This window comes from Roseateles sp., assembly GCF_047654805.1.
Taxonomy (GTDB): Bacteria; Pseudomonadota; Gammaproteobacteria; order Burkholderiales; family Burkholderiaceae_C; genus Pelomonas.
This window is the reverse complement of the sequence record NZ_JASGIV010000001.1, coordinates 2,873,075-2,897,724: the sequence shown is the minus strand read 5'-3', so window position 1 is coordinate 2,897,724 and position 24,650 is coordinate 2,873,075. Positions and strand designations below refer to the sequence as shown.

The following is a 24,650-nucleotide window of genomic DNA, read 5'->3' as shown; positions in this document are numbered from 1 at the left end:
CGATCACTGCGCGTTGCGCCGGCGCCAGCAGATGAACAGCAGCCCCAGGGCCAGCAGGGCCGGCACCGTCGGCTCCGGCACGGGGGCGGCCTGCACCGACCAGGATACCGTGCCGTAGCCGGAGCCAATGCCGGCATGCACGCCATCGTTCAACGGGCCGCCGCTGGATGCCGAGAGCATGAAGTCGGCTTCGGCTCCCGCGCTGTATACGCAGCCATAGCGCAGCAGTCCGCAGGTCGGGGCGCTGTAGCGCCCCCCCAGCGTCCAGTCGACCAGTTGACCCTGCGCGAAGCGCAGGGTGGCGATGCTGGCATTGCCTGCGTCGAACTGCGTGCCAAACCACTCGAAGCTCAGGGCCTGCGTGGGCAAGCCCATGACCAGATTGCCGACCTGGCCTGTGCCGCCTGCCGGCATCAGGGTGTCGTCGAAGCTGAAGCTTCCGTGGCCCGTGGTGCCGATGGTGTAGAAGTCAGCGCTTGCGTTGGTGCTGGTGATGCTGAAGTTCACCGTCACCGTGGCCGCGTCGGCAGTGGTGGGCGTGGCCAGGGAGGCGATCAGCAGGCCGGCCGTCAGGGCGAGGGTGGCCAGCTGTTGGAAGGGACGGGTCATCGAGATGCTCCTAGGGCATTGGTTTCACGGATGCACCCGCGGCGCCTGTGCTCGCGGTGCGAGGCGGCCTCGACGACCGCGGACTCGCAGTCTCCTGAAACTCGGCGCCCCCGCCATCGCCCGAAAGCACCACGGCCGGACCGGCGAAGAGCCACCCGCAGGATTCGCGGGCCAGTGGCCGGCGGCGCGGCGGCTGGCCCGCTGCCCGCGAGCAACAAAAAGGGGCGCCTGAGCGCCCCCGTGTGCTTGCGGTGACGGACTTCGTCAGGCCAGCGACGCCAGTGCGGCGTTGAAGGTCGCGCTCGGGCGCATCACCTTGTCCAGCTTGGCCACGTCCGGCAGGAAGTAGCCACCGATGTCGGTGGGCTTGCCCTGCACGGCCTTGAGCTCGTCAGCGATCTTGGCTTCGCTGCCGGTCAGTGCGGCGGCCACCGGCTTGAAGCGTGCGGCCAGCTCGGCGTCCTCGGTCTGCGCGGCCAGCTCCTGGGCCCAGTACAGCGTCAGGTAGAAGTGGCTGCCACGGTTGTCGATCTCGCCGGTCTTGGGGCTGGGGCCCTTGCCGTTGTCCAGCAGCTTGCCGGTGGCGGCATCCAGCGTCTTGGCCAGCACCTTGGCCTTGGCGTTGTTGTTCTTGAGTCCCAGGTCCTCCAGGCTCACGGCCAGGGCCAGGAATTCGCCCAGCGAATCCCAGCGCAGGTGGTTCTCCTCCACCAACTGCTGCACATGCTTGGGCGCCGAGCCGCCGGCACCCGTCTCGTACATGCCGCCACCCGCCATCAGAGGCACGATGGACAGCATCTTGGCCGAGGTGCCCAGCTCCATGATGGGGAAGAGGTCCGTCAGGTAGTCGCGCAGGATGTTGCCCGTGGCGCTGATGGTGTCCAGGCCGCGGATGACGCGTTCCAGCGTGTAGCGCATCGCGCGCACCTGGCTCATGATCTGGATGTCCAGGCCGTTGGTGTCATGCTCGTGCAGGTACATCTTGACCTTGCGGATCAGCTGCGCCTCGTGCGGGCGGTAGCTGTCGAGCCAGAAGACCACCGGCATGCCGGAGTTGCGGGCACGGTTGACGGCCAGCTTCACCCAGTCGCGGATGGCGGCGTCCTTGACCTGGCACATGCGCCAGATGTCGCCCTGCTCGACGTTCTGGCTCAGCAACACTTCGCCCGTTTCAAGGTCGGTGATGTTGGCCACGCCGTCTTCGGTGATCTCGAAGGTCTTGTCGTGCGAGCCATATTCCTCGGCCTGCTGGGCCATCAGGCCGACGTTGGGCACCGTACCCATGGTGCGCGGGTCGAACGCGCCGTGCCACTTGCAGAAGTTGATCATCTCCTGGTAGATGCGGGCGAAGGTCGACTCGGGCATCACCGCCTTCACGTCCTTGAGGCGGCCATCGGCACCGTACATCTTGCCGCCGCTGCGGATCATGGCCGGCATGGAGGCGTCGACGATGATGTCGTTGGGCGAGTGGAAGTTGGTGATTCCCTTGGCCGAGTCCACCATGGCGAGCTCCGGGCGATGCTCGTGGCAGGCGTGCAGGTCGCGCTTGATCTCTTCTTGCTTGGACGCGGGCAGGGTGGCGATCTTGGTGTAGAGGTCCACCATGCCGTTGTTGACATTGACGCCCAGCTCGTCGAACAGCTTGGCGTGCTTCTCGAAGGCCTCCTTGTAGAAGATCTTCACGCAGTGGCCGAACACGATGGGGTGGGACACCTTCATCATCGTGGCCTTGACGTGCAGCGAGAACATCACCCCGGTCTTGCGCGCGTCCTCGATCTCCTTTTCGTAGAAGGCCAGCAGGGCCTTCTTGCTCATGAACATGGAGTCGATGACCTCACGGTCCAGCAGCGAGACCTTGGGCTTGAGCACGACGGTCTTGCCGCTCTTGGTGATGAGTTCCATCTTCACGTCGCGGGCGCGGTCCAGCGTCAGCGACTTTTCACCGTGATAGAAGTCGCCCGCGTGCATGTGTGAGACGTGCGAGCGCGAGGCCTGGCTCCACTCGTCCATGCGGTGCGGGTTCTTGCGGGCGTATTCCTTGACGGCCTTGGGCGCGCGGCGGTCGGAGTTGCCTTCACGCAGCACCGGGTTGACGGCCGAGCCGATGCACTTGTTGTAGCGGGCGCGGATGTCCTTTTGCTCGTCGGTCTCGGGCTTCTCGGGGAAGTCGGGGATCTTGTAGCCCTTGTCCTGCAGTTCCTTGATGGCTGCCTTCAGTTGGGCCACCGAGGCGCTGATGTTGGGCAGCTTGATGATGTTGGCCTCGGGCTTGAGCGTCAGCTTGCCCAGGGCTGCGAGGTTGTCCGTCACACGCTGCCCTTCGCTCAGCAGCTCCGGGAACTGGCCCAGGATGCGGCCGGCCACCGAGATGTCGCTGGTGACGACATCGATCCCAGCCTGCGCCGCGAAGGCCTTGACGACGGGCAGAAGCGAGGCCGTGGCCAGGCGAGGCGCTTCATCGGTCAGGGTGTAAACGATCTGGGTCTTGTCGGCAGTCATGAAATCTTCCGGTAAAGGTGCAATCCGTGCGGCGCAAAGCGGCAGCGCGCCGGCACGCAGGGCATGAACTCTAGCAAGCCGCTCCAGCAGTTTGCTGACGAGGTGTCGCCGGGGGCGGCCCGACGCCTGCCGGGCGCGCAAGACAAAGCCCCGTGGCCGGCTGGCTCACGGGGCTGGTGGGTGGCGTATCTCAGGAGGCCAGTGGCTGCTGCTGCTCGGCGGCGCGGGCGGCGGCCTCCATGGGGGTGATGTTCTGCGCCAGTTGGCCTTTGGGGCCTTGCACCAGCTCGAACTGCACCTGGCTGCCCTGCTTCAGCGTCCGGAAGCCTTCCATCTGGATCGCCGAGAAGTGGGCGAAAACATCATCGCCGCCGGCGTCCGGCTCGATGAACCCAAAGCCCTTGGCATCGTTGAACCACTTGACTTTGCCCAGTGCCATCGTTTTGTCTCCATTGTTGTGGCACCTCCCGGTGGAGGCGGACACGGATTTTGGTAGCGCAAAAATCAGCGTCAATTCGGGACCTTCCCGCCCGGGTTCACCCTGGGGCGGCTTGCAAAAACGGCCATCGCCGCCAACTGCCCGCGGTCGGCGGGGAGATAACCCCCGTCGATAGAATCGATCCATGCCTGTGCTGTCCGTTTTTTCACCGCGAAACCAGTCGGTCCCGCCTCCGCCCACGCCGCCCCTGAAGCCGGGCCGGGATGAGGGCGAGGGTGCGGTCGTCGTCGAGCGTCAGACGCAGAAGACCGAGCCCCCGCGGCTCTATCAGGTCCTGCTGTTGAACGACGATTTCACGCCGATGGAGTTTGTAGTCATGGTTCTGCAGGAATTTTTCCGGCACGACCTCGATACGGCGACGCAGATCATGCTCAAAATCCACCACGAGGGTCGCGGGGTCTGCGGTGTCTTCACCAAGGACGTCGCCGCGACCAAGGTGGAGCTGGTTTCGGCCGCCTCCCGGCGAGCTGGCCACCCCCTGCAGTGCATTATGGAGGCCGCATGATTGCGCAAGAGCTTGAAGTCAGTTTGCACATGGCGTTCGTCGAGGCGCGCCAGCAGCGGCACGAATTCATCACCGTCGAGCACCTGCTGCTCGCGTTGCTCGACAACCCCAGCGCCGCGGAGGTGCTGCGTGCCTGCGCCGCCAACCTGGATGACCTGCGCAAGAGCCTGACGCAGTTCATCAAGGAAAACACGCCCATGGTGGGCGGCAGTGACGAGGTGGATACCCAGCCCACGCTGGGCTTCCAGCGCGTCATCCAGCGCGCCATCATGCACGTGCAGAGCACCGGCAGCGGCAAGAAGGAGGTGACCGGCGCGAACGTGCTGGTGGCCATCTTCGGCGAGAAGGACTCGCACGCCGTCTACTACCTGCACCAGCAAGGCGTCACGCGCCTGGACGTCGTCAACTTCATCGCCCATGGCATCAAGAAGACCGACCCCGAGCCGCCGAAGAATCCCGAGGGCCAGGGGCCTGGCGCTCAGGAGGGCGAGCGCGAGGAGGGCGAGGGCGGTGCCGCCAAGGCATCGCCGCTGGAGCAGTTCACCCAGAACCTGAACCAGCAGGCCAAGGACGGCAAGATCGACCCGTTGATCGGTCGCGAGGCCGAGGTCGAACGCGTGGTGCAGGTGCTGTGCCGCCGCCGCAAGAACAACCCGCTGCTGGTGGGCGAGGCTGGAGTCGGCAAGACCGCCATTGCCGAGGGCCTGGCTTGGCGCATCACCGAGGGCGAGGTTCCCGAAGTGCTGGCTGACGCCATCGTCTACTCGCTGGACATGGGTGCGCTGCTGGCTGGTACCAAGTACCGCGGCGATTTCGAGCAACGCCTCAAGGCGGTGCTCAAGGCGCTCAAGGAACAGCCCAACGCCGTCCTCTTCATCGACGAGATCCACACGCTGATCGGTGCCGGAGCGGCGTCGGGCGGGACGCTGGACGCGAGCAACCTGCTCAAGCCGGCCCTGTCTAGCGGCGCGATGAAGTGCATCGGTGCGACGACGTTCACCGAGTACCGCGGTATCTTCGAGAAGGATGCGGCGCTGTCCCGCCGGTTCCAGAAGGTGGATGTGGCCGAGCCCTCGGTCGAGCAGACCATTGAGATCCTGAAAGGCCTGAAGAGTCGCTTTGAGGAGCACCACTCCGTGAAGTACGCGCTGGGCGCGCTGCAGGCGGCGGCCGAGCTGTCGGCCAAGTACATCAACGACCGCCATCTGCCCGACAAGGCCATCGACGTCATTGACGAGGCCGGCGCCGCGCAGCGCATCCTGCCCAAGAGCAAGCAGAAGAAGACCATCACCCGTGCCGAGGTGGAGGACATCGTCGCCAAGATCGCGCGCATCCCGCCTGCCTCGGTCAACAGCGACGACCGCAGCAAGCTCAAAACCCTGGACCGCGACCTGAAGAGCGTCGTGTTCGGACAGGATCCCGCCATCGATGCCCTGGCTGCCGCCATCAAGATGGCGCGCTCCGGCCTGGGGCGGCCGGACAAGCCCATCGGCAGCTTCCTGTTCAGTGGCCCCACGGGCGTCGGCAAGACCGAAGTCGCCAAGCAACTCGCCTACATCCTGGGCATCGAGCTGATCCGCTTCGACATGTCGGAGTACATGGAGCGTCACGCCGTGAGCCGCCTGATCGGCGCGCCTCCGGGCTACGTGGGCTTCGACCAGGGCGGCCTGCTGACCGAGGCCGTCACGAAGAAGCCGCACGCCGTGCTGCTGCTGGACGAGATCGAGAAGGCCCACCCTGACGTCTTCAACGTGCTGCTGCAGGTCATGGACCACGGTACGCTGACCGACAACAACGGGCGCAAGGCCGACTTCCGCAACGTCATCATCATCATGACGACGAACGCTGGCGCGGAGGCGCTGAACAAGTCCACCATCGGCTTCACGACCCAGCGCCAGCAGGGCGACGAGATGGCCGACATCAAGCGCCTGTTCACGCCGGAGTTCCGCAATCGCCTGGATGCCATCGTGTCCTTCCGCCCGCTGGACGAGGAGATCATCCTGCGCGTGGTCGACAAGTTCCTGCTGCAGCTGGAAAGCCAGTTGCAGGAGAAGAAGGTCGAAGTCAGCTTCTCCGACGCGTTGCGCAAGCAACTCGCCAAGAAAGGCTTCGATCCGCTGATGGGCGCGCGGCCGATGCAGCGCCTGATCCAGGACACCATCCGCCGCGCCCTGGCGGACGAACTGCTGTTCGGCCGCCTGGTGGACGGTGGCCGCCTCAGCGTGGATGTGGACGACAAGGGCGAGACGGTGCTGGACATCCAGCCCAACGCGAAGCCCAGCAGGGATGGCAAGCCCAAGGCCGAGCCCGCGACGGCCTGAACCTCCGGTGAACTAGTAAAGAAAGCGGCCCACGGGCCGCTTCTTCGTTGGGGATGATTCACTGGGTGGAAATGAAGTGGAAACGCTAGGATGCTTGGCACCCTAATTCCAGAAATTTTCAAGGCTATGGCTTCGCAAACCTCCGGTCCTTCACATGCGCACGAACTGAAATCGGGCGACCGCTACGAGTTCGGCGCCAACTGGGCCAGATTCCTGAAAACTCTCGATGAAAAGAAGATTCAGGAAGCGGAAGATAGTTTGAAGAAGATGCTCGGGGTTTCGGATCTGAGCGGGCGGACATTCCTCGATATAGGAAGCGGCAGTGGGCTTTTCTCCCTCGCGGCGCGGCGCCTGGGGGCTGTGGTTACTTCGTTTGACTACGACCCGCAATCCGTGGCCTGTACGCAGGAGCTGAAGAACAGGTTCTTTGCAGATGATGCGCAGTGGCGGGTCGAGACGGGGTCGATCCTGGATGCGGACTATGTTCGCGGCCTTGGCAAGTTCGACATCGTCTACTCCTGGGGGGTGCTGCATCACACCGGCCATATGTGGCGGGCGCTCGAGAATGCGACGCTGCCGACCCGGCAGGGGAGCACCTTCTTCATCGCCCTCTACAATTACCAGCCCTTTGCGACGACTTACTGGACCAGCATCAAGCGGGCCTACAACAAGCTGAAGATCACCCGGCCGCTGATCTTCGCCGTCCATGCCATCTACCCGATGCTGCCTAGCGTGCTGCTCAGGCTGCTGCGTGGCCAGCGCTATGGACGAGGCATGAACCCCTGGCACGATCTGCGCGACTGGCTGGGAGGCTTTCCCTTCGAGGTGGCCAAGCCGGAAGAGATCTTCGACTTCTACAAGCAGCGGGACTTTCAGCTGGAGAGGTTGCGCACCGTCGGCGGGCGGCTGGGGTGCAATGAATTTGTTTTCAAGAGACTCTGATTCCGAATGGAAATGATAATTGCTTAGAGTTGCTGCATTTACCGGAGGTTCGAGAGTCCCTGGTGCACGCTTCAGAATCCGGCAGCATATTGCCGCGCTGCGTGCTGTCGATGTCGATCTGACGGAGTTCCCCGCTCCGTTGGGGATGTACCCGCCCCGAAGCAAGCTGGTGCGGCCGCTTTGGGGTATGGCGACGTTGGCGTCCCGCTTGCCGGCCATCGCGCAGTCGCATCGGTTTGATGTCACGCTGCTGCAGCGGGAAATGCTTTCCAAATTCGTCACGCTGGAGCCGCTGACCCGGCGTCCACGGGTGCTTGATGTGGATGACGCCATCTGGCTCTATCGTCAGGGCCGATTCGCACCCAGACTGGCCCGGCTGTGTTCCGGCATCATCTGCGGCAATACCTATATTGCCGAGGCGTTTGGCCAGTGGAACCCGAACGTCACCATCATCCCCACGGCGGTCGATACTCGAAGATTCGTGCCGGCGGCGCCCGTCGAGGACTTGGTGATCGGCTGGTCCGGCACGAGTGGTGGCTACGAGTACTTCCTGCCGATCGAGTCGGCCTTCGCGGCCGTGCTGCAGCGATTCCCACGCGCGCGCCTGCGGATCGTGTCCGACAGGCCGCCCGCATTCCGGGGCATTCCCGCTGACCGCATCGAGTTCATCCCCTGGTCGCCGGACAACGAGGTGAGTGCTATCCAGGGCATGAGCGTGGGCATCATGCCGTTGATGGACACGCCCTGGGACCGCGGCAAATGCAGCTTCAAGATGCTGACCTACATGGCCTGCGGCATTCCCGTGGTGGCCACGCCAGTCGGGATGAATGCCGATGTGCTCGCTGCTGGCGAGTGCGGCCTGGGGGCCAGCAGCGTGGACGACTGGGTTGATGCCCTCACGACGCTACTGGAGAGTCCCGGCCTTGCCCAGGCTAGCGGCCGCAGGGGACGGGAGATCGTCGTCGAGCGCTATTCCTCGGATGTCATCGTGCCCGCGCTCAAGCAGGCGCTGACGCGATTCGCAGCGAACTGAGTCAGCTCGCTGCCGGGTCCTGCCCGAAGAAGCCGGCGAGCAACTCATACATCGCCGGCTCCTCGGTTCGCATCGTGGCCGGCGCAACGAAAAAGGCCTCGACGGCGACGGCGAAGAACTCCTCGACGGCTTCGGCGCCGTAAGGGTCGATCAGCGTGGCCTCGCCCGCGTCGACGCGCGCGCAAAAGCGCTCCCATTCGGCGTCGATCACCGCAATCCAGCGGTCGCGCTCCTGTGCACCGCCCAGCGGCGGCACCCCGTCGGCCAAGCCGTCGCGCATGTCGATGACGTGGGCGAACTCGTGGATGACGACGTTGAAGACCTCGTCGACGCCAAACTGCGCCGGGTCGTTGCTGACGGCGATCGCGTTCCAGCTGAGCATCAGCGGGCCGCCTTCCATCGCCTCGCCGGCCAGTTCCTCGTCGTACTCGTGGACGACGCCGTCCTCATCCTCAAAGCGTCGTTGTGCGACCACCTCGCCCGCGTGCATGACGATGCCGACGAAGCCTTCGTACCAGCCCAGGCCCAGCCTCAGCACCGGCAGGCAGGCCTGGGCCGCGACGGCCACCGCGACTTCGTCCGTCACTTCGAAGCCGTCGACACCATGGAATTCCTTGGTCGACAGGAAGAGGCTGCACAGGCGGCGCAGCTCGGCGAGATCGTCAGCGCTGCGTGCCGACAGGAACGGATAGCGCAGCAGCGTGAGCTGCCACAGCTCGTCGGGGATGGCATGGCGGCGGGTGGCGCGCCGCTCGCGCCATCGGCTCAGGGCTTTCAGGATCACGGTGACAGGCGCTCGAGGCCGGCGGCCGACAGGCGGACGACGTCGCCGCGCGGCGGCGTCGTGTCGAAGTCCCAGTCGGACAGCACGATGCGCTCCATGCCGTCGCCCAGGTCGTGCTCGGCGGGGCGGTGAGTGTGGCCATGGATCATCGTCGTCGCGCCCGCCTCGCGCAGCAGCGCGCGGCAGGCCTCGGTGTCGAGGTCCGTGGCCATCAGTTGCGCGGCCTGTGCGGCGCGGCTGCCCGCACGCATCTGGCGCCCCAGCGCCTGGCGAGCCTGCAGCGGCTGCGCCAGCACCTGGGCCTGCCATTCGGGAGAGCGCACCTGGCGGCGAAAGGCCTGGTATGCCGTGTCATCGAGGCATTGGGCGTCCCCGTGCACGAGCAGCCAGTGCCGGCCGAAGGCGTCGAGCACGGTGGGGTCGGGTAGGGCGGTCATGCCGCAGGCGGCCATCATGTCGGCGCTGACGAGGAAATCGCGGTTGCCGTGCATGAAGAAGAGATCAAGCCGCTCGGATGCGGCGTGCAACATCGCCGCAACACCCGCCTCGAAGGGTTCGAAGCGGGCATCGTCGCCCACCCAGACCTCGAAGATGTCACCGAGCAGCAGCACCGCGTGCGCGGAAGTACCGGCCAGGTGCCGCTCAAGCCGGGCCAGCGTGCCCGGCGTGTCCGGCCCGAGGTGCAGGTCGGACAGCAGGTCGATCTGCTGCCAGTGCGCCGGCGCCGCGAGGCGTGGAATCAAACTTCCGCGGCTTTCTCGATCACGACCGCTTCGACCGGCACGTCGGCATGGCCGCCGGAGCGGCCGGTGCGCACCTTCTCGATCTTGTCGACGATGTCCTGACCCTCGATGACCTTGCCGAAGACTGCATAGCCCCAGCCCGAGGGCGACTCGGACTTGAAGTCCAGGAAGCCGTTGTCGACCGTGTTGATGAAGAACTGGGCCGTGGCGGAATGCGGTGCGTTCGTCCGCGCCATGGCCAGTGTGTACTTGGCGTTCTTCAAGCCGTTGTTGGCCTCGTTCTGGATCGCGGCCTCGGTGGGCTTTTGGCTCATGCCGGCATCGAAGCCCCCACCCTGGATCATGAAGCCCTTGATGACGCGGTGGAAGATCGTGCCATCGTAGTGGCCGTTGCGAACGTAGTTCAGGAAATTGGCGGCGGACAGGGGGGCCTTGGCGGCATCCAGCTCGATGAGGATGTCGCCGTGGTTGGTGGTGAACTTGACTTGGCTCATTTTTTGACGGGCTCGACGAGAGCCTTGGTGATGAAGATGGGTTTGACGGGCAGGTTCTGGTGGACGCCCTGGGCCTTCGTGTCGACGGCGCGAATCTTGTCGACGACGTCCATGCCCTCGACGACCTGGCCGAAGACGGCATAGCCGGTGCCGATGCGGCCGACATCGGCGTCGAGGAGGATGTTGTCGACGACGTTGATGAAGAACTGCGACGTGGCCGAGTTCGGGTCGTTGGTGCGCGCCATCGCGACCGTGCCGCGCAGATTGGACAGGCCGTTGTCTGACTCCAGCGGGATGGGCGGCTTGGTTGGCCGCTGGTTCAGCTTGGCGTCATAGCCGCCGGTCTGGATCATGAAGTTCTGGATCACGCGGTGGAAGATGACGCCGTTGTAGTGGCCGGCCTTCACGTACTGCAGGAAGTTGGCGACTGACTTCGGCGCCTTCTCGGCATTGAGCTCGATGCGGATGTCGCCTTCGGTGGTCTGCAGCTTCACGGTCTGCGCCGAAGCGCCGGTAGCGGCCAGCAGGGCGGTGAGCAGCGTGGCGTGCAAAAAGACGGTCTTGGTCATGCGGGCTTAGCGGGGCTTGGTGAGATCGTTGGTCAGCGCCAACGTGCGGCTGATCTTGCTGGCCAGGGCGTCGCTGGGCGCCAGTGCCGCCTTCTGCGCGCGCTGGTAGGCGCGCAGGGCCAGGCGGGTCAGCACGTCGCCGAGGTTCTCCTGGGCCTGGGCATGGTCGGGCTGCAGGCGCAGCGCCTGCTCCAGGGCCGTCTTGGCTTCGTCGAGCTCGCCGGCAGCGGCGTGCAGGACGGCGAGGTTGTTGTAGGGGTCGGCCAGGTCGGGGAAGTCCTGGGTCAATCGCATGAAGATGGCCAGTGCCTTGGCGCGGTCGCCCAGTTCCATACGCATCACGCCGAGGGCGAAGCGCAGTTGGAGATCGTCCGGCGTGCGGGTGAGGGCCTGCTCGACCTGCTCGACGGCTTGGGTCTTCTGGCCGGCCAGCCACAGGCGCTGGGCGCTGGCGAGGTCATCGGCGCGGGCCGGCACGGCGGCCAGCGCTGCGAGCAGCGCTAGGGTGGGGAGAAGCAGGCGCATGAGGGTTGTAGCTGGAGGCGGCGTCAGGGGCGGCCGCTATACTGATTTCATTCTATGAGCCCCGCCTGGCCGAACCCGGTGCGGGGCTTCTTGTTGGTGGCTGTTGCCCCTGGTTTCCGTCTCATGCCCCTGCGCGTCCACAACTCCCTCAGCCGCACCCTCGAAGACTTTCAGCCGCTCGTGCCTGGCCAGGTGCGCATGTATGTGTGCGGCATCACGGTCTACGACTTGTGCCACATGGGGCACCTGCGCATGAACATGGCGTTCGACGTCATCTACCGCTGGCTGCGCGCGAGCGGCTATGCCGTCACCTATGTGCGCAACATCACCGACATCGACGACAAGATCATCAAGCGTGCCGTCGAACGCGGCATCACCATCCGCCAGCTGACGCAGGAGATGTCCGCAGCGATGCACGAGGACTTCGCCGCCGTGGGCCTGCTGCGCCCCGACCACGAGCCGCGTGCGACCGAATACGTGCCGCAGATGCTGTCGCTGATCGAACGCCTGGAAGGTCGGGGGCTGGCCTACCGCGCCGAAGGCGGCGACGTGAACTATGCGGTGCGCAAGTTCGAGGGCTACGGCAAGCTCAGCGGCAAGAGCGTCGACGACCTGCGGGCTGGCGAACGGGTGGCGGTGGACGACGGCAAGCTCGACCCGCTGGACTTCGTGCTGTGGAAAGCCGCCAAGGCCGACGAGCCGGTCGACGCGAAGTGGGCCGCGCCCTTCGGCGAGGGGCGCCCCGGCTGGCATATCGAGTGCTCGGCGATGAGCTGCGCGCTGCTGGGCGAGAGCTTCGATATCCACGGTGGTGGCGCCGACCTGCAGTTTCCCCATCACGAGAACGAGATCGCCCAGAGCCAGGGCGCCGGCTACGACTTTGCCAAGTACTGGCTGCACAACGGCTTTCTCAACGTCGACGGCGAGAAGATGTCCAAGAGCCTGGGCAACTTCTTCACCATCCGCGATGTGCTGCAGAAGTTCGACGGCGAGACGCTGCGCTTCTTCATGCTGCGCACGCACTATCGCAGGCCCTTCAACTTCAGCGATTCGCACCTGGAGGACGCCCGCACGGCACTGACGCGGCTCTACACGGCGCTGGACGCCGTGCCGCCGGCAGTCGTCGACATCGACTGGAGCGAGCCCAGCGCCGCGGCCTTCAAGACGGCCATGGACGAGGACTTCGGCACGCCCGGCGCCGTGGCCGTGCTGTTCGATCTCGTCAACGAGGTCAACCGCGACCGCTCGCCGCAGCGGGCTGGCCTGCTCAAGGCCCTGGCCGGCGTGCTGGGCATCCTGCAGCAGGATCCGCGCGCCTATCTGCAGGGGGGCTCCGGTGACGATGCGGCTTGGATCGAGGAACGCATCGCCGCGCGTGCTGCAGCCAAGGCGGCCAGGGACTTTGCTGGCGCCGACGCGATCCGGGCCGAGCTGTCGGCCAAGGGCATCACGTTGAAGGATGGCGCCGGCGGAACGACCTGGGTGAAGAGCTGATGGCGTTGAAGCCCCCTGTCGAGGTCACGCCGGGCTATTGGGATGAGGCCTGCAAGCACCTGGTCAAGCGCGACCGGGTCATGAGGAAGCTCATCCCGCAGTTCGGTGAGGCACGCCTGCAGAGCCGCGGTGATGCCTTCGCGACGCTGGCCCGCTCCATCGTCGGCCAGCAGATCTCGGTCAAGGCGGCGCAATCGGTCTGGAACCGCTGGGTCGCGCTGGCGCCGAAGTTCCAGCCGGCGGCCGTGCTGGCCCTGGGCGTGGACGAGCAGCGCGCGGCCGGCCTGTCGGCCCGCAAGGTCGAGTACCTGCGCGACTTGGCCGAACATTTCGACTCTGGCCAGGTACATGTGCGCCAATGGGCGCAAATGGACGACGAAGCCATCATCGAAGAGCTGGTTGCCATCCGTGGCATCGGTCGCTGGACGGCCGAGATGTTCTTGATTTTTCACCTGATGCGCCCCAATGTCATGCCGCTGGACGACATCGGTTTGCTGAAGGGCATCAGCGTGAACTACTTTTCCGGCGAGCCCGTGTCACGAGCCGAGGCCCGCGAAGTCGGCGACGCCTGGGCGCCTTTCCGCTCGGTAGCGGTTTGGTACATTTGGCGCAGCCTGGATCCCCTACCGGTGGATTACTGATGAGCAAAAAACATTTTCTGGAATTCGAGCAACCTATCGCGGAGCTCGAGACCAAGATCGAAGAGCTGCGCTATGTGCAGAGCGAGTCGGCCGTCGACATCTCCGAGGAGATCGATCGCCTCTCCAAGAAGAGCCTGCAGCTGACCAAAGAGGTCTATTCCAACGTCGCGCCCTGGCAGGTCTACCAGATCGCCCGCCATCCGCAGCGGCCGCAGACGCTGGACTACTGTTCGGAAGTCTTCACCGAGTTCCAGGAACTGCATGGTGATCGCCACTTCGCGGACGATGCGGCCATCGTGGGAGGCATCGCGCGCTTCAACGGCCAAGCCTGCATGGTCATCGGCCACCAGCGTGGCAGCGATGCCAAGGAACGCACGCTGCGCAACTTCGGCATGCCGCGCCCCGAGGGCTACCGCAAGGCGCTGCGGCTGATGAAGCTGGCGGAGAAGTTCGGCCTGCCCGTCTTCACCTTCATCGACACCATGGGGGCCTATCCGGGCATCGGTGCCGAGGAGCGAAGCCAGAGCGAGGCCATCGGCCGCAACATCCTCGAGATGGCCCAGCTTGAAGTTCCCATCATCGCCACCGTCATCGGCGAAGGCGGCTCCGGCGGTGCGCTGGCCATAGGCGTGGCCGACCAGGTGCTGATGCTGCAGTTCGCGGCCTACTCGGTCATCTCGCCCGAGGGTTGTGCCTCCATCCTGTGGAAGAGCAGCGAACGGGCCTCCGATGCCGCCGAGGCGTTGGGCATCACGGCCCACAGGCTCAAGGCCCTGGGCCTGATCGACAAGATCGTCAACGAACCCGTGGGCGGCGCCCACCGGGACGCCAAGCAGATGGCCTCCAACCTGAAGCGGGCGCTGTCCGACGCGCTGCGCCAGGTCAGCGACCTGAGGACCGGCGAGCTGCTGGACCGTCGCTACGAGCGCCTGCAGGCCTATGGCCGATTCGGCGACACCAAGAACCGTTGATCCCACCCGCGATGCCGTAGCGGTCGCCTTCAGCGGCGGCATGGATTCCACGGCGCTGCTGCACGCCGCCACCCGTGCGGCCACGGGGCAGCGTGTCGTGGCGCTGCACGTTCACCATGGCCTTCAGGCACAGGCCGACGACTGGGCGACGCATTGCGAGAGCATGGCCCGGGACCTGGGGGCCGGGTTCGTGTGCACCTGCCTGGGTGGCAAGCCTGGGGCGGGCGAGAGCATCGAGGCCTGGGCCCGAGGGGGGCGCCATCGCGCCTTGCACGACATGGCGATGGAGGCGGGGGCGGATCTGCTGCTGCTGGCTCATCATCGTCGCGACCAGGCCGAGACCTTTTTGCTGCAGGCCCTGCGGGGCGCCGGCAGCGCCGGCCTTTCCGGCATGCCCAGGACCCAGTGGCGGGCCGGGCTGTGCTGGGCCCGTCCCTGGCTGGACCATCCGCGCGAAGCCATCCACGCTTATGCCGTGCAGCATGGTCTGCAGTGGATCGAGGATCCCAGCAACGACGACATGCGCTTTGCCCGCAACCGGCTGCGCCAGGCCCTTTGGCCGGCGTTCGCGTCGGCCGAGGCGGGGCTGGCTCAGGCTGCGCGTTGGGCGCAACAGGCCGATGCGCTGTCCATCGAAGTCGCGGCACAGGACCTGGCGTGGCTGGCAACTGCGGAGCGCCTGGACCTGGCTGCATTGGCGGGCCTGTCGCCCGCGCGCGCCAGCAATGCGCTGCGCGCCTGGCTGTCGGCGCACACCGCTGCGCCTGCCAGCCTCGTCCAGCGCCTGCTGACCGAATGGCGGCCTGGGGCCACGTTGTCCTGGCCGGCGCCTCACGGCGAGTTGCATGCGTGGCGTGATGGGTTGTTCTGGGCGCCGTTGCCGCCCGAGCCAGCCGCTCGGTCCGAAGTCGACTTCAGCCGCCCGGGCTGCTATCCCCAGGCGGCCTGGCGTGGTGCCTGGCTCGTCGAGCCGGCGCAACAGGGCATCGCTCCGCAGCGCCTCGCCCGGTTGATCCAGCAAGGGCGCAGCGGTGCGGAGCAGTTCCAGCGTGCGCCGGCTTCCGTTCCCCGCAGCCTGAAGAAGGCCTGCCAGGAAGCTGGCCTGCCGCCGTGGCGGCGTGGAGGGCCGCTGCTGCTCGATGCGCAGCAGCGCTTGCTCGCCGTCGCCGGCCTGGGCATGGATGCGCGTGCCTTCGCCAATCAAGATGAGCCCAAGCTTGCTTTGCGCTGGCTGGAGGACGCAGCCTTGCCGCAGAGCGAAGGCGAGGGCGGGGCGGCCGCATAAAATCAGGGGTTTGCGAGCATGCCGTCCTGGCAGCTCCGTCCTCAGCCTTCGCTCAAACACATGGCTCTGATCGTCCACAAGTACGGCGGCACCTCGATGGGGTCCACCGATCGCATCCGCAACGTGGCCAAGCGCGTCGCCAAATGGGTGCGCGCCGGCCACCAGATGGTGGTCGTGCCCTCGGCGATGAGCGGCGAAACCAACCGGCTGCTCGGCCTGGCCAAGGAGTTGTCGCCGGCCAGCATGAGCCCTGAAGTCAACCGCGAGCTGGACATGATCGCCGCCACCGGCGAACAGGTCTCGGTAGGCCTGCTGGCCATCGCGCTGCAGGCTGAAGGCGTGGCTTCGGTCAGCTACACGGGCTGGCAGGTGCCGGTGGCCACCGACTCGTCCTACACCAAGGCCCGCATCGAGAGCATCGACGACAAGCGCGTGCGCGAGGATCTTGCGGCCGGCAAGGTCGTCGTCATCGCGGGCTTCCAGGGCATCGATGCCGACAACAACATCACGACGCTGGGTCGCGGTGGCTCCGACACCTCGGCCGTGGCGATCGCCGCCGCGATGAAGGCCGACGAGTGCCTGATCTATACGGACGTCGACGGCGTCTACACCACCGACCCGCGCATCGTTCCCGAGGCGCGCAGGCTGCACACCATCAGCTTCGAAGAGATGCTGGAGATGGCGTCGCTGGGCTCCAAGATCCTGCAGATCCGCTCGGTGGAATTCGCCGGCAAGTACAAGGTGCCGCTGCGCGTGCTGTCCAGCTTCACGCCCTGGGACATCGACATCAACGAAGAAGCCAAGTCCGGCACCCTGATCAGTTTTGAAGAGGACGAAAACATGGAACAAGCCGTCGTTTCGGGCATTGCCTTCAACCGTGACGAGGCCAAGGTGACGCTGCTCGGCGTGCCCGACAAGCCCGGCATCGCCTTCCAGATCCTGGGCCCGGTTGCCGAGGCCAACATCGACATCGACGTCATCATCCAGAACGTCTCGCAGGACGGCAAGACCGACTTCTCCTTCACCGTGCACCGCAACGACTATGCGCGCACGATGGATCTGCTGCAGAACACCGTCGGCCCGGCCACCAACGCGGCCAAGGTTGCCGGTGATCCGAAGATCTGCAAGGTTTCCATCGTCGGCATCGGCATGCGCTCGCACGTGGGTGTGGCCAGCAAGATGTTCCGCGCGCTGAGCGAAGAGGGCATCAACATCCAGATGATCTCCACCAGCGAGATCAAGACCAGCGTCGTCATCGACGAGAAGTACATGGAACTGGCTGTGCGCGCGCTGCACAAGGCTTTCGATCTGGACCAGGAAGCGGCTGCCGCCTGATTTATCTCCGAGAGTGCTCCGCGTTGGTATAGAATGCGCGGCTGTGCTGGAGTCGTGACCGAGTGGCCGAAGGTGCTCCCCTGCTAAGGGAGTATGTGGGCAAAACCTGCATCGAGGGTTCGAATCCCTCCGACTCCGCCAAAGATCAGTTCCGGGACGTCTTTTGAAGTCCCATAAAGAACTAGAAAAAGCCCGTTTTCCCTAGTGGAGACGGGTTTTTTTGCTTCCTGGCGTCCAACGACGTCCGTTGACTGAGGTTGCCCCAGAAAACCGGAGTGCATAGCCCGATCATCAAGCGGCAGATTTGCGCTGCCGTGGCCCACAAGCTATCGAGGTCGGGCCAACGCCGCCTCACCGTCAGCGTGATGGCTATCGACGTCGATCCGCCCGCATCCGCCCACAGCCGCGGCAGTACGTCCAACAGCGTGGCAACGCCTTTGGGGCAGCGGCTGCAGGCCCGAGACAGTACTGCTGCCTCCGGCAGCGTACTTCGCCAGTTGAGTTCGAAGGACGCTATGCCCAATTGGCTCACGGGCGTACAGGACATCCGGGTCGACCGCGGTGGGCCTCCGGGTCGCACGGTGCAGGTGCAGGTGCAGGGGAATCGGATGCATAACCGCGGCGTGCAGAGCATCGACCGTGGTGTGAGCCTGAACCGTGCGACGTGGATGCTTGCGGAGGGCATGCGCGAACTGAAGCGCTGAGCCGACTTGCTGCGCTGGACTCTGCCGCGAGGCCAGCGCACTGTCTCGTCGCTCGTGTTGAACCAGGGGGGGGGCACGCAGCCCCGGGTCTTCTGAGGGTGCGGCGGCCGGAGATCGCTCGTGGCCACGCCGCGGCATGGCCAGATGCAGCGCATCCCGAGGGTGTCTACAATGCATCGCAATTGCAACGCAAACCGGCTCCGCCATGAAATCAGCGTCCCTGCCATCCCTGCGTGTCGACCCTGAGTTGCGCGAGGCCGCCGAGAGCGTCCTCGCCGAGGGAGAGTCGCTGTCGAGCTTCATCGAGGGAGCAGTCCGCGAGACCATCGAGCGACGCCGTGTGAGAACGGAGTTCATCGCCCGCGGGTTGGCTTCCCGTGACGAAGCGAAGCGGACGGGGGTCTACGTAAGCGCTGAGGCCGTGCTGGCGGAACTGGGCGGAAAGCTGGACAAGGCCAAGGCCGCGCTGGCTGGGAAGGCGCCGAGGAAAGCACGCGCGTGAGCTTCGAGGTCCGGTTCACCGCGCAGGCGCGGGACGATCTGTGGCGCATGTATGAGCATCTGCTGGAGCGCGCCACGGTGCTGGAGGACCTCGCGCAGGCGGATCGTGCACTTGCAGCCATTACCGACGCGCTGGAGAACCTGAAGCGCTCGCCGTTCATCTATCGCAAGGCCGAGGCTGATCCGTTCCTGCGCGAGATGATCATTCCCTTTGCAGGCAGTGGCTACGTGGCGCTGTTTGAAGTTGAGAATGCCGGAACGGTGACCGTGTTGGCCGTCCGCCATCAGCTCGAAGACGACTATCACTAGGGACGTGCTGATCTATGGGCGAGATCATGCGCCTCGATCGCGGTTCTTGGCACTTTGACGGCGCCTGAGCGCCGATTGGCGCGCAAGACGTCTCGGCGCGGCGTCTTGAGCCCCTTTCGGGGCCGTTTTGCCCGTTCAGGACGCACCTGGGCTTGCATCGCGGCGTGGGTCGGAATTGATCGTGTGTTGCCCTCCAGCGCGATCAGCAAGGGATTGATGCGCGCCTCGCGACGGTCGAAAAGGTCGATGAAGTCGGCTGCCAGTCCTGCCGGTCGTCCGCGTTTGAAGCGGCCTCTAGGCTCGCTCAGGGGGACACCGATTTGGGAACCGAAGCCCCGCCGTCGCGGATGGCCAAGCCAGCAGGCAGCCAACCGCCTGGCAACAGCGCGAGGTGCAACGTGGTCATGCGGGGCATGATTTCAGCGGACATCCGGACCTGTGATCCGTGAGCGTCTGGCGCCGCCACCTCGACCTGGCCCGGACGCGCAGCTGCACGACCGTTGCAGTAGATCCGACGAAGGCGATGCACTGCACGAGGTTGAGCGTGGCAAGCGCCAGATACTCCTCAGCCGCGGTACGGACAGCCATGACGCAGCCCCTCCTCATTCGACGGCCGCGGGCTCGTTTTCCGAATGCCTGTCGGGCTCTGTGGTGCGGAGGATCTCGTTCAGAACGGAAGTGGCGTAGTTTCCGGCGGGCAAGGAGAACGTGAGGACCAGTTGATCGGCTTGCTGCCATTCCCATGACATTTCCGCCGGGCTTGCCACAAGGGAGCGGCGCTCCTGATCCAGTCCGGCGTGTTCCATGCCGTCGCACAAGGCCGCATGACGTTCAGCCACTCCGTTTTCCAGGGCCCTCGCTTGATCGGTCGTGATCACGCGGCCCCGTCCCCAGAGTGGTCCCGTGGGCCGGCCGGCCTCGTCCATCACGTCGCCGGCCAGTGTCTTGCCCCAGAGGCCCTGATGAATGCGCAGCGCCAGCACCTCGTTGAAGACGAAAGAGCGTACCGCCGACAGGTAGATGCCCTTTTTCTTCGGGTTGCGCACGCGGATTTCGCGCGCCAGCATGGCTCGACCCTGCTCGACGTTGCCGCCGTCGTGGCCGAAGCGCTGGGCGCCGAAGTAGTTGGGCACGCCATGTGACGCAACGGCCTTGAGATTGGCCTCAATGGTGTCGCGGTCGCCCGTCACGTCACGCAGCACGATGCGGAATCGGTTGCCCTGCAGATCTCCGGGGCGCAGCTTCTTCACGTGGCGGCTCTGACGCAGCACGCTGAATTCCGGGTGCCGGAGCAGGGTCAGGTCGGGCGTCTCACCCTTCGGCAGATAGATGCTGAACCACTGACGGGTGATGGCGTGGCGGTCCTTGAGGCCGGCATAGCCAACGTCCCTTTCATTCACGTTGGTGGCTTCGGCCAGTTGTTGGGCGACGAATGCGGTGTTGGCACCGTTTTTCTCGATGTCCAGCCAGATGTGTTCGCCCTCGCCGGAGGGGAGCTGCAGGGGCAGTTCGGTCACGATGAAGTCCTCGTTGAGGAGTTTCAGGGTGGCACCGGCACCGCTGGCCGGATATGCGTTGGGCCATTGCGGCAAGGTCGTGTATCGAGTGTCGGTCATGGGCATCTGCCGGCCCCAGCTGCAGATCGGGACAGGCTGTCTCGCCGACCCAGGGGCGGTCTGGGCAGCGATTCTCTCCCCACCTACTGCCCCAATGGACCCATGTCAGAAGTGACTTCAGAACGGGGACCCAAGCGCAGGCGGACTTGCCGCCTTGCATCGACGGCTCAACCCCAAAGATTGCCGGCGGATGTGGGGCATCCGGTCCCAGGAGCGTCCTGGCAGTGGCGCGACTGGAGGTGGGGGCGCAGGCAGCCAGACGACACGTTGCAGCCGATGACAATGCCTGTGTCGCGCCAACGGTAGTGAAGTCGCCCCCGGCCAAACCAAGCGGGCGCTGCTGGTGCTGAGGGCGCTGCATGAGCTGCTGTGTTCGGCCACGCTGCCCCTTCTTCGCCGGCGGTGCCAAACGTGAGTGGCAGACGGCAGAAGCCGTCGGCCGGTTCGTCAACGAGGGCGAGGTCGTCAACCATTGGGTTGGCCTGCCAGCAGCCTCTTGGTGGAAGATGGCAGTTTCACCTGATCACAGCAGCCCAATGTCCGCCGTCACTGACAGCGTCAGCACTCCCCAGGTCCAGGCCCTGGTGTCCTATCTGGAGCATGAGGCCCAGCCCATGATCGTGCTGGACCCGGACTACAACATCCTTGCCGCCAACACTGCCTACCAGCGCCAGTTCGGCACCGCCGATCGGCCCTATCTGGGCCACAAGTGCTACCGCGTGTCGCACCGCTACGAGCTGCCTTGCGACCAGGCCGGCGAGCACTGCCCCATGAAGCGCGCCTTCGAGCTCAAAGGCCCCGACCGCGTGCTGCACATCCACCACACGCCGCGCGGCCCCGAGCACGTGGATGTGGAGCTGCGCCCCATCCTCGATGGCGACGGCCATGCGGTGGCCTATGTCGAGCGGCTGGCAACGGTAAAGCATGCCTCCGCCCGCGCCAGCCAGGACGGTCTGGTCGGCCGCTCGGCGACCTTCAACACCGCGCTGGAGGCAGTACAACGTGTGGCCCGGTCCCGCCTGCCCGTACTGCTGCTCGGCGAGTCCGGCACTGGCAAGGAGTTGTTTGCTCGTGCCGTGCACGAGGTCAGCGACCGCCACGACGGCCCCTTCGTCGTCGTCGACTGCTCGGGCCTGCCCGAGACCCTGTTCGAGAGCGAGCTGTTCGGCTACGAGAAGGGGGCGTTCACGGGCGCCCAGCACCGCAAGCCGGGACTGGTGGAGACGGCCGCGGGCGGCACGCTCTTCCTCGATGAGATCGGCGACGTGCCGCTGGGCATGCAGGTCAAGCTGCTGCGGCTGATCGAGTCCGGGACCTTCCGGCGCGTCGGCGCCACCGACACGCAACAGGCCGACTTCCGCCTCGTTGCAGCGACGCACAAGCCGCTGCAGCAGATGGTTGCGGAAGGGAAATTCCGCCAGGACCTCTATTACCGCATCGCCACTTTCCCCATCGTCCTGCCGCCGCTGCGCCAGCGGGCGAGCGACATCCCGTTGCTGGTCGACACATTCCTGCAGCGCGGCGCCAAGGGTGCACAGCGGATCGTCGTCCAGCCCGCGGCGATGGCGCGACTGCAGGCGCATGACTGGCCCGGCAACATCAGGGAGCTGCGCAATGTGCTGGAGCGTGCCAGGCTGTTCGCCGACGACGGTGTCGTGCGACCCGAGCACCTGCCCGAGTGGCTGCAGGGGCTGCAACCGCTTGCGCAGCCTGCACCGGCCGTGTCATCCCAGCAGCTCAGCTCAGACCAGGATGGTGAGATTCGTCGTCTCGTCGCGGACGGCCGGCTGAGTCGGCGCGAGATGGCCGCGCAGTTGGGCCTGAGTGAACGAACCTTCTATCGGCGACTCAAGGCGCTCGGTCTGAGCTGACGTCAGGGCAGGGCGCTATCGATCCAGGCGCTGAGCTGGGCGGCTGACATCGCCCCGCTCTGGCGAGCGACTTCGCGTCCGCCAACGAACAGCAGCGTCGTCGGGATGCTGCGGATTTGCAGCGAGGCACTACTGCGCGGGGCAGCGTCGCTGTCCACCTTCACGAAGCGCAGCTCGGGCCGCGCCGCTGCGAGTTGTTCGAAATGCGGCGCGTAGGAGCGGCAAGGGCCGCACCAGGTCGCCCAGAAGTCGACGACCACCGGCGCTTCGGTGCCTTGCAGGTAGGGGCCGAGGTCGGCGTCGCTCAGCGCGGCAGGCCTGTGCGGGGCGACGGGCTGGCCGCAGTGGCCACAGCTCGGGTCTTCAGCGAGACGTTCGTCGGGGACGCGGTTGCGGGTGCCGCAGTGGGGGCAGACGAGCAGCATGCAGAGGGCTCCGGTTGAGTCTGTTCCCGCATATCGGGCGGCGTCGCCGAACTTAAAGGGCTGGCCGAGCTGGCAGCGGGACTGCCAGGCACGACTGCCACGCTGCCAATGGCAGCCTGCTCCGCCAGGCCGTGGCTGCGCATGTGACGCTGCTGAAGCGGCAAATCTCCTGATGCGACAGGTGGTTAGCGTCGAACGTCGTGCCGCGGGGGCGCAGGCATGGTTCTTGGGATGAATGGGCCATGACACATGACGAACGCCGACTGGTCCGCCACATGGTCTGGGTGGCCGTCATCAAGCTGTTGGTGCTGACGGGACTGTGGTGGGGATTCGTGCGCGGTCAGCGCGTCAGTCCTGACGCTGACGCCACTGCTCAACATCTCGCAGTGCCCGCACCCGACAAAGGAGGATCCCGTTGATCTCGGAACACGTCGTCGACCTGTCGAGGCTGCAGTTCGCAGCCACGGCCATGTACCACTTTCTCTTCGTGCCGCTGACCCTGGGCATGGTCTGGCTGCTCGTCATCATGGAGACGGTCTACGTGATGAGCGGCAAGACGGTCTGGAAGGACATGACCCGTTTCTGGGGCAAGCTCTTCGGCATCAACTTCGCGTTGGGCGTGACCACGGGCATCACCCTGGAGTTCCAGTTCGGCACGAACTGGGCCTATTACTCCCACTACGTGGGAGACATCTTTGGCGCGCCGCTCGCTATCGAGGGCCTGATGGCCTTCTTCCTCGAATCGACCTTCATCGGTCTGTTCTTCTTCGGCTGGGACCGCCTGAGCCGTCCGCAGCACCTTCTGGTGACATTGCTGATGGCCATCGGCACCAACCTGTCGGCGCTCTGGATTCTCATCGCCAACGGCTGGATGCAAAACCCGGTAGGCGCCGAATTCAGCTACCAGACCATGCGCATGGAGATGAGCGACTTCTGGGCCGTGGTTTTCAACCCCGATGCGCAGGCCAAGTTTGTGCACACGGTGTCGGCTGGCTACGTGACCGGCGCCATGTTCGTGCTGTCCATCAGCAGCTGGTACCTGCTCAAGGGCCGGGACGTGGAGTTCGCCAAGCGGAGCTTTCGCGTCGCATCGGCCTTCGGCCTGGCCAGTGTACTGAGCGTCATCGTGCTCGGTGACGAGTCGGGCTACACGGTGGGCGAAGCGCAGCAGACCAAGATGGCCGCCATCGAGGCCATGTGGGAGACCGAGGCGGCGCCGGCCAGCTTCAACGTCGTTGCCTGGCCCAATGAGGCCGCGCAGAAGAACGACTGGTCGGTGGAGATCCCCTACGTGATGGGCTTGATCGGCACGCGCAGCGTCAGCAAGGAGATTCCCGGCATCCGGGACATCAAGGCGAAGAACCGCGAGCGCATCCAGCGCGGCATCGTTGCCGTTACGGCGCTGGAGGCCTTGCGCACCCATCGCGACGATCCAGTCGCGCTACAGGTCTTCGAGCGACACAAGGCCGACTTGGGCTTTGGCCTGCTGCTGAAGAAGTACGTGATCGACGTGCGTCAGGCCACGCCCGAGATCATCGAGCGCGCCGTGCATGACACCGTGCCGCGCGTGGCACCGATGTTCTGGAGCTTCCGCGCCATGGTGGGCCTTGGAATGCTGATGCTGGCGCTCTTCGCGTTGTCGTTCTGGTCCACGCTGAAGGGCGACTGCGCACGCAGGCCCTGGCTGCTGAAGTGGGCACTGTGGATGCTACCCGCTCCATGGATCGCCTGTGAGCTGGGCTGGTTCGTCGCCGAGTACGGTCGCCAGCCCTGGACGATCTACGGTGTGCTGCCCACGCACATGAGTGTCTCCACGATCAGCGCAGAGAGCCTGTACGGCTCCCTGGCCGGCTTTGTGGGCTTTTACACGGTGCTGCTCATCGTTGAGGTCTACCTGATGCAGAAGTTCGCCCGCCAGGGGCCGGGATCCTTGGGAACCGGCCGCTACGACCTCGAACCTGTCCATGCCTGAGGA

25 protein-coding genes and 1 tRNA gene are annotated in these 24,650 nt (G+C 65.4%); 16 read left to right on the top strand and 10 right to left on the bottom strand.

The window, feature by feature from the left end; genetic code table 11:
- Nucleotides 1-3: 3 nt before the first annotated feature.
- The 3 genes from QM732_RS13040 to QM732_RS13030 all read right to left on the bottom strand — a co-directional run bounded on the left by QM732_RS13040 (nucleotide 4) and on the right by QM732_RS13030 (nucleotide 3,547).
- Nucleotides 4-609: a PEP-CTERM sorting domain-containing protein gene (locus QM732_RS13040; protein WP_415656558.1), complete on the bottom strand. Its 606-nt coding sequence runs from the start codon at nucleotides 607-609 to the stop codon at nucleotides 4-6.
- 264 nt (nucleotides 610-873) lie between these two features.
- Nucleotides 874-3,108: an NADP-dependent isocitrate dehydrogenase gene (locus QM732_RS13035; protein ID WP_415656557.1), complete on the bottom strand. Its 2,235-nt coding sequence runs from the start codon at nucleotides 3,106-3,108 to the stop codon at nucleotides 874-876.
- Between the two features lie 190 nt (nucleotides 3,109-3,298).
- Nucleotides 3,299-3,547 carry a cold shock domain-containing protein gene (locus QM732_RS13030; protein WP_415656556.1) on the bottom strand — a complete coding sequence of 83 codons (249 nt, stop codon included), beginning with the start codon at nucleotides 3,545-3,547 and terminating at the stop codon, nucleotides 3,299-3,301.
- Between the two features lie 184 nt (nucleotides 3,548-3,731).
- On the opposite strand from QM732_RS13030, the gene clpS reads away from it, so the two are divergent.
- The 4 genes from clpS (at nucleotide 3,732) to QM732_RS13010 (ending at nucleotide 8,408) form a co-directional block, all read left to right on the top strand.
- Complete coding sequence (gene clpS / locus QM732_RS13025) at nucleotides 3,732-4,112, top strand: ATP-dependent Clp protease adapter ClpS (protein WP_331174450.1); 381 nt, start codon at nucleotides 3,732-3,734, stop codon at nucleotides 4,110-4,112.
- A complete protein-coding gene (clpA, locus tag QM732_RS13020) occupies nucleotides 4,109-6,433 on the top strand; it encodes an ATP-dependent Clp protease ATP-binding subunit ClpA (protein WP_415656555.1) in 2,325 nt (774 codons plus the stop codon). The genes clpS and clpA overlap by 4 nt, the downstream gene beginning before the upstream one ends.
- 90 nt (nucleotides 6,434-6,523) lie before the next feature.
- Nucleotides 6,524-7,375: a class I SAM-dependent methyltransferase gene (locus QM732_RS13015; RefSeq protein WP_415656554.1), complete on the top strand. Its 852-nt coding sequence runs from the start codon at nucleotides 6,524-6,526 to the stop codon at nucleotides 7,373-7,375.
- A gap of 208 nt (nucleotides 7,376-7,583) precedes the next feature.
- On the top strand, nucleotides 7,584-8,408 hold the full coding sequence (locus tag QM732_RS13010) for a glycosyltransferase family 4 protein (protein WP_415656553.1): 825 nt from the start codon (nucleotides 7,584-7,586) through the stop codon (nucleotides 8,406-8,408).
- A 1-nt stretch (nucleotide 8,409) separates the two neighbouring features.
- Here QM732_RS13010 and QM732_RS13005 read toward each other — a convergent pair whose 3' ends face one another.
- The 5 genes from QM732_RS13005 to QM732_RS12985 are packed head-to-tail and all read right to left on the bottom strand — an operon-like array spanning nucleotide 8,410 to nucleotide 11,523.
- Nucleotides 8,410-9,189, bottom strand: a complete 780-nt coding sequence (locus QM732_RS13005) for a zinc-dependent peptidase (protein ID WP_415659379.1) — start codon at nucleotides 9,187-9,189, stop codon at nucleotides 8,410-8,412.
- Nucleotides 9,189-9,935, bottom strand: a complete 747-nt coding sequence (locus QM732_RS13000) for a UDP-2,3-diacylglucosamine diphosphatase (RefSeq protein WP_415656552.1) — start codon at nucleotides 9,933-9,935, stop codon at nucleotides 9,189-9,191. Before QM732_RS13000 ends, QM732_RS13005 begins: the two co-directional genes overlap by 1 nt.
- Nucleotides 9,932-10,429, bottom strand: a complete 498-nt coding sequence (locus tag QM732_RS12995; protein WP_415656551.1) for a peptidylprolyl isomerase — start codon at nucleotides 10,427-10,429, stop codon at nucleotides 9,932-9,934. Before QM732_RS12995 ends, QM732_RS13000 begins: the two co-directional genes overlap by 4 nt.
- Nucleotides 10,426-10,998 (bottom strand): peptidylprolyl isomerase, encoded by a 573-nt coding sequence (locus tag QM732_RS12990; RefSeq protein WP_415656550.1) that lies wholly within the window; start codon nucleotides 10,996-10,998, stop codon nucleotides 10,426-10,428. The genes QM732_RS12995 and QM732_RS12990 overlap by 4 nt, the downstream gene beginning before the upstream one ends.
- A gap of 6 nt (nucleotides 10,999-11,004) precedes the next feature.
- Nucleotides 11,005-11,523, bottom strand: coding sequence for a tetratricopeptide repeat protein (locus QM732_RS12985; protein WP_415656549.1), 519 nt, complete (start codon nucleotides 11,521-11,523; stop codon nucleotides 11,005-11,007).
- 123 nt (nucleotides 11,524-11,646) lie between these two features.
- Here QM732_RS12985 and cysS point away from each other — a divergent pair, with 123 nt between their 5' ends.
- From cysS to QM732_RS12940, 9 genes are all read left to right on the top strand, one after another.
- Nucleotides 11,647-13,017, top strand: a complete 1,371-nt coding sequence (gene cysS / locus QM732_RS12980) for a cysteine--tRNA ligase (RefSeq protein ID WP_415656548.1) — start codon at nucleotides 11,647-11,649, stop codon at nucleotides 13,015-13,017.
- The gene (locus tag QM732_RS12975) at nucleotides 13,017-13,658 is read left to right on the top strand and encodes a DNA-3-methyladenine glycosylase family protein (RefSeq protein ID WP_415656547.1); all 642 of its coding nucleotides are present in this window, start codon (nucleotides 13,017-13,019) and stop codon (nucleotides 13,656-13,658) included. The genes cysS and QM732_RS12975 overlap by 1 nt, the downstream gene beginning before the upstream one ends.
- Nucleotides 13,658-14,629, top strand: coding sequence for an acetyl-CoA carboxylase carboxyltransferase subunit alpha (locus tag QM732_RS12970; protein ID WP_415656546.1), 972 nt, complete (start codon nucleotides 13,658-13,660; stop codon nucleotides 14,627-14,629). Before QM732_RS12975 ends, QM732_RS12970 begins: the two co-directional genes overlap by 1 nt.
- Entirely contained in the window at nucleotides 14,598-15,914 is a 1,317-nt protein-coding gene (gene tilS / locus QM732_RS12965; protein WP_415656545.1) for a tRNA lysidine(34) synthetase TilS, read from the top strand. The genes QM732_RS12970 and tilS overlap by 32 nt, the downstream gene beginning before the upstream one ends.
- A 60-nt stretch (nucleotides 15,915-15,974) precedes the next feature.
- The gene (locus QM732_RS12960; RefSeq protein ID WP_415656544.1) at nucleotides 15,975-17,249 is read left to right on the top strand and encodes an aspartate kinase; all 1,275 of its coding nucleotides are present in this window, start codon (nucleotides 15,975-15,977) and stop codon (nucleotides 17,247-17,249) included.
- A 48-nt stretch (nucleotides 17,250-17,297) separates the two neighbouring features.
- Nucleotides 17,298-17,390, top strand: a tRNA-Ser gene (locus QM732_RS12955).
- A gap of 224 nt (nucleotides 17,391-17,614) precedes the next feature.
- Nucleotides 17,615-17,953 (top strand): hypothetical protein, encoded by a 339-nt coding sequence (locus QM732_RS12950; protein ID WP_415656543.1) that lies wholly within the window; start codon nucleotides 17,615-17,617, stop codon nucleotides 17,951-17,953.
- A gap of 205 nt (nucleotides 17,954-18,158) precedes the next feature.
- Nucleotides 18,159-18,455, top strand: a complete 297-nt coding sequence (locus tag QM732_RS12945) for a YlcI/YnfO family protein (RefSeq protein ID WP_415656542.1) — start codon at nucleotides 18,159-18,161, stop codon at nucleotides 18,453-18,455.
- The gene (locus QM732_RS12940; RefSeq protein ID WP_415656541.1) at nucleotides 18,452-18,763 is read left to right on the top strand and encodes a type II toxin-antitoxin system RelE/ParE family toxin; all 312 of its coding nucleotides are present in this window, start codon (nucleotides 18,452-18,454) and stop codon (nucleotides 18,761-18,763) included. The genes QM732_RS12945 and QM732_RS12940 overlap by 4 nt, the downstream gene beginning before the upstream one ends.
- A 602-nt stretch (nucleotides 18,764-19,365) precedes the next feature.
- Here QM732_RS12940 and truD read toward each other — a convergent pair.
- Nucleotides 19,366-20,379, bottom strand: coding sequence for a tRNA pseudouridine(13) synthase TruD (gene truD, locus QM732_RS12935; protein WP_415656540.1), 1,014 nt, complete (start codon nucleotides 20,377-20,379; stop codon nucleotides 19,366-19,368).
- A 536-nt stretch (nucleotides 20,380-20,915) separates the two neighbouring features.
- On the opposite strand from truD, the gene QM732_RS12930 reads away from it, so the two are divergent.
- Complete coding sequence (locus QM732_RS12930) at nucleotides 20,916-22,250, top strand: sigma-54 interaction domain-containing protein (protein ID WP_415656539.1); 1,335 nt, start codon at nucleotides 20,916-20,918, stop codon at nucleotides 22,248-22,250.
- 2 nt (nucleotides 22,251-22,252) lie between these two features.
- On the opposite strand, the gene trxC is transcribed toward QM732_RS12930, so the two are convergent.
- A complete protein-coding gene (gene trxC / locus QM732_RS12925; RefSeq protein WP_415656538.1) occupies nucleotides 22,253-22,675 on the bottom strand; it encodes a thioredoxin TrxC in 423 nt (140 codons plus the stop codon).
- Nucleotides 22,676-22,917: 242 nt separating this feature from the next.
- Here trxC and cydP point away from each other — a divergent pair, with 242 nt between their 5' ends.
- Entirely contained in the window at nucleotides 22,918-23,094 is a 177-nt protein-coding gene (cydP, locus tag QM732_RS12920; RefSeq protein ID WP_415656537.1) for a cytochrome oxidase putative small subunit CydP, read from the top strand.
- Nucleotides 23,091-24,647 carry a cytochrome ubiquinol oxidase subunit I gene (locus QM732_RS12915; protein WP_415656536.1) on the top strand — a complete coding sequence of 519 codons (1,557 nt, stop codon included), beginning with the start codon at nucleotides 23,091-23,093 and terminating at the stop codon, nucleotides 24,645-24,647. Before cydP ends, QM732_RS12915 begins: the two co-directional genes overlap by 4 nt.
- Nucleotides 24,648-24,650: the final 3 nt, after the last annotated feature.

What these genes read in the sequence shown, in the direction of transcription:
- QM732_RS13040 (WP_415656558.1), bottom strand. Translation starts at nt 609, where the DNA reads ATGACCCGTCCCTTCCAACAGCTGGCCACCCTCGCCCTGACGGCCGGC.
- QM732_RS13035 (WP_415656557.1), bottom strand. Translation starts at nt 3,108, where the DNA reads ATGACTGCCGACAAGACCCAGATCGTTTACACCCTGACCGATGAAGCG.
- QM732_RS13030 (WP_415656556.1), bottom strand. Translation starts at nt 3,547, where the DNA reads ATGGCACTGGGCAAAGTCAAGTGGTTCAACGATGCCAAGGGCTTTGGG.
- clpS (WP_331174450.1), top strand. Translation starts at nt 3,732, where the DNA reads ATGCCTGTGCTGTCCGTTTTTTCACCGCGAAACCAGTCGGTCCCGCCT.
- clpA (WP_415656555.1), top strand. Translation starts at nt 4,109, where the DNA reads ATGATTGCGCAAGAGCTTGAAGTCAGTTTGCACATGGCGTTCGTCGAG.
- QM732_RS13015 (WP_415656554.1), top strand. Translation starts at nt 6,524, where the DNA reads ATGCTTGGCACCCTAATTCCAGAAATTTTCAAGGCTATGGCTTCGCAA.
- QM732_RS12995 (WP_415656551.1), bottom strand. Translation starts at nt 10,429, where the DNA reads ATGAGCCAAGTCAAGTTCACCACCAACCACGGCGACATCCTCATCGAG.
- QM732_RS12990 (WP_415656550.1), bottom strand. Translation starts at nt 10,998, where the DNA reads ATGACCAAGACCGTCTTTTTGCACGCCACGCTGCTCACCGCCCTGCTG.
- QM732_RS12985 (WP_415656549.1), bottom strand. Translation starts at nt 11,523, where the DNA reads ATGCGCCTGCTTCTCCCCACCCTAGCGCTGCTCGCAGCGCTGGCCGCC.
- cysS (WP_415656548.1), top strand. Translation starts at nt 11,647, where the DNA reads ATGCCCCTGCGCGTCCACAACTCCCTCAGCCGCACCCTCGAAGACTTT.
- QM732_RS12975 (WP_415656547.1), top strand. Translation starts at nt 13,017, where the DNA reads ATGGCGTTGAAGCCCCCTGTCGAGGTCACGCCGGGCTATTGGGATGAG.
- QM732_RS12970 (WP_415656546.1), top strand. Translation starts at nt 13,658, where the DNA reads ATGAGCAAAAAACATTTTCTGGAATTCGAGCAACCTATCGCGGAGCTC.
- tilS (WP_415656545.1), top strand. Translation starts at nt 14,598, where the DNA reads ATGGCCGATTCGGCGACACCAAGAACCGTTGATCCCACCCGCGATGCC.
- QM732_RS12960 (WP_415656544.1), top strand. Translation starts at nt 15,975, where the DNA reads ATGGCTCTGATCGTCCACAAGTACGGCGGCACCTCGATGGGGTCCACC.
- QM732_RS12950 (WP_415656543.1), top strand. Translation starts at nt 17,615, where the DNA reads ATGGCTATCGACGTCGATCCGCCCGCATCCGCCCACAGCCGCGGCAGT.
- QM732_RS12945 (WP_415656542.1), top strand. Translation starts at nt 18,159, where the DNA reads ATGAAATCAGCGTCCCTGCCATCCCTGCGTGTCGACCCTGAGTTGCGC.
- truD (WP_415656540.1), bottom strand. Translation starts at nt 20,379, where the DNA reads ATGACCGACACTCGATACACGACCTTGCCGCAATGGCCCAACGCATAT.
- QM732_RS12930 (WP_415656539.1), top strand. Translation starts at nt 20,916, where the DNA reads ATGTCCGCCGTCACTGACAGCGTCAGCACTCCCCAGGTCCAGGCCCTG.
- trxC (WP_415656538.1), bottom strand. Translation starts at nt 22,675, where the DNA reads ATGCTGCTCGTCTGCCCCCACTGCGGCACCCGCAACCGCGTCCCCGAC.
- cydP (WP_415656537.1), top strand. Translation starts at nt 22,918, where the DNA reads ATGACACATGACGAACGCCGACTGGTCCGCCACATGGTCTGGGTGGCC.